The sequence below is a fragment of the Mesorhizobium sp. M7A.F.Ca.CA.004.12.1.1 genome (genome assembly GCF_003997835.1).
Classification (GTDB): domain Bacteria; phylum Pseudomonadota; class Alphaproteobacteria; order Rhizobiales; family Rhizobiaceae; genus Mesorhizobium.
The window spans coordinates 1-2,836 of the sequence record NZ_RZRK01000780.1; the positions used below are offsets into that span (position 1 = coordinate 1).

At 64.3% G+C, this 2,836-nt stretch carries 2 protein-coding genes; both read left to right on the top strand.

The genetic code is table 11. From position 1 onward, the window contains the following. The first annotated feature begins 26 nt into the window (after positions 1-26). A complete protein-coding gene (locus tag EN984_RS29475) occupies positions 27-1,439 on the top strand; it encodes an APC family permease (RefSeq protein WP_245480142.1) in 1,413 nt (470 codons plus the stop codon). A gap of 57 nt (positions 1,440-1,496) precedes the next feature. Then, positions 1,497-2,690, top strand: coding sequence for a cytochrome P450 (locus tag EN984_RS29480; protein WP_127266747.1), 1,194 nt, complete (start codon positions 1,497-1,499; stop codon positions 2,688-2,690). Positions 2,691-2,836: the final 146 nt, after the last annotated feature.

A 2,836-nucleotide genomic window follows, 5' to 3' on the forward strand; every position in this document is an offset into this window, starting at 1 on the left:
TTGCAGAACAGGCGCCGGCCAACAGGCTGCGCAAGAACAGTCTTGGCGTCGGCGCCATCACCTTCATGGTGATTTCGGCGGCCGCCCCGCTCACGGCCGTCGCCGGCGGCACGCCGCTCGGCATGCTGATGGGCAATGGCGCCGGCTTTGCCGGCACTTATCTGATCGTGACTGTGCTGCTGCTTTTGTTCGCGGTCGGCTATGTCGCCATGTCACGCCATGTCGGCAATGCCGGCGCCTTCTATGCCTATGCCGCGCGCGGCCTCGGCAGCATGGCCGGCGGCGCCACGGCGCTGATCGCCATCCTGTCCTACAATGCCATGCAGATCGGGGTCATGGGCCTGCTCGGCGCCGCGACGTCAGGCCTGTTCGCCGGCTGGGGCATCAACCTGCCCTGGTGGGTGTGGAGTTTCATCGCCATCGCGCTGGTCGCCGTGCTCGGCTATCGGCAGGTCGACCTCTCCGCCAAGATCCTAACGGTGCTGGTGCTGTGCGAATATCTTGTGGTGCTGGTCCTCGACATCGCCATCCTCAAGACCGGCGGCGATAGCGGCCTGTCGGCGGCGCCGTTCAGCTGGAGCCAGATCACATCAGGCTCGCCGGCCATCGCCATTCTGTTCTGCTTTGCCGCCTTCATCGGTTTCGAGGCGACGACGATCTATGCCGAGGAAGCCCGCGATCCAAAGATCACCATTCCGCGCGCCACCTATTTTTCGGTCGTGTTGATCGGCGTCTTCTACATGCTCACGGCATGGCTGATGGCGGTCGGCGCCGGTGTCGACAAGCTGCTGCCGACGCTGCAAGGGCTGCAGGATCCGACGACCTTCCTGTTCGGCCTGTCGGATCGTTACGCCGGCACGATGCTGTCGCAGGCGATGAGCATCCTGTTCGTGTCGAGCCTGTTTGCCGGCGTGCTGGCGTTCCACAATGCGGTTGCGCGCTATATCTATGTCTCGGGCCGCGAAAAACTGTTGCCGCAGACGATTGGCGTGACGCATGCGGTGCACCAGAGCCCGCATGTCGCTTCCGTCATCCAGAGCGTGCTCGCTGCGGTCGTCGTCGGCCTGTTCGCCGTGCTCGGCCTCGATCCGGTGCTGGCGCTGTTTTCGTGGCTGACCAATGTCGCGACGCTCGGCGTCATCGTCATGATGGCGGTGGCCTCGCTTGCCGTGGTGATGTTCTTCCGCGCCAACCCGGCAGCCCAGGAGAACGCGCTGAAGACCACCATCCTGCCCGGGCTGACCTTCATCGCTTTCGTCATCATCATCTACCTGATCGTCATCAATTTCGGCAGCCTGTCCGGGGCCGGCGGTTTTCTTGGCGTGTTCCTGCCGGGGCTGGTGCTGATCGCCGCGATCGTCGGCCTGCTGCTGGCCAGCGCGCTGAAGAGCCGCGATCCCATAGCCTTCGAAAACCTCGGCCAGCCGCTGAAAGATTGAGAAAAGCAAAGGGGCGGCGTGCCACGCCGCCCTTACACCACAAGGGGAGTGGCGGATTTGAGCTTTGCCGAAAATATCACCGTTGAGGCTTTGGAAGCCGATCCCTACCCGATCTATGCAGAGCTCAGGCGCAGTGCGCCTGTCGCTTTCGTGCCGGCGGTCAACCTGTGGTTCGTCACCCGCTGGAAGGATGTCGAGAGCGTCGCCAAGTCGCCCGACATCTTCTCCGCCGTCGTCGGCTCATCGCCGGTCGAGCGCTCCTTCGGCAAGCCCACCATCCTGACCACCGATGGCGAAACGCATAAACAGCTGCGACAGGGCGTCGATCCGAAATACCGGCCGCGCACCGTTGCCGCCTATGCCGGCGACCTCGTGCGGTCGATTGCCGAACCTCTTCTCGACCGGATCGCCAACCAGGGCTCCGCCGAGCTGATGGCCGATTATTTCGAACCGGTGTCGACGCTCAGCCTGGCGCGCTCGCTCGGCCTTGCCGACATTGACATGCCGACGCTGCGCCGCTGGTTCTATGGCCTTGCCCAGGGCGCCATCAATTTCGAGAACGACCCGAAGCGGCAGGAGATCGCCGACGCGATCAGTGCCGAGGTCGGCGACGCCATCCTGCCGACGCTGGAAAGACTTGCGCGCCAGCCAGATGACTCGGCGCTGTCGCATATGCTGCACGATGGCATGCCGGAGGGCACGACGCGGCCGATCGATTTTTTGATGCCGAGCATCAAGGTCATCCTGCTTGGCGGCATGCAGGAGCCCGGACATGGCGCCGGCTCGATCCTGGCCGGTCTGCTGGCCCATCCCGAACAGATGCGGCAGGTGCTCGCCGATCCCGAGACCTTCGTGCCGAAGGCGGTCGACGAGGGCCTGCGCTGGGTGGCGCCGATCGGCACGCAGACGCGGCAGACGACACGGGCGGTCGAGCTTGGCGGCGTGACGATTCCAGCCGGTGCCGCGGTTGCCGCACTTGTCTCCTCGGCAAGCCGTGACGAGAGCCGCTTTGCCGATCCAGACCGCTTCGACATCAACCGCGACGAAGGCAACCATGCCGCTTTCGGCTTCGGCCATCATTTCTGTTCGGGCCGGTTTTTCGCACGCGAGCAGATGTGCCTTGCGGTGAGGCTGTTGCTCCTGCGCTTCCCCGATCTCAGCCTTGTGCCTGGCAAGGAGCCGGTGTTTCGCGGCTGGGAATTCCGCGCGCCAACCACATTGCATGTTTGCCTGGGAGTCCGTCACCCATGATCAGTCAGAATGCCATCGACACGCTGCGCAGGACGGAGATCGGCGCACGGGGCCTGTTCATCGATGGCGTGCAGATCGAGGCAACAAGCGGCGCAAGCCTGCCGGTGACGTCGCCGATCGACGGCCGGCCGTTCGCCAGCATCGCC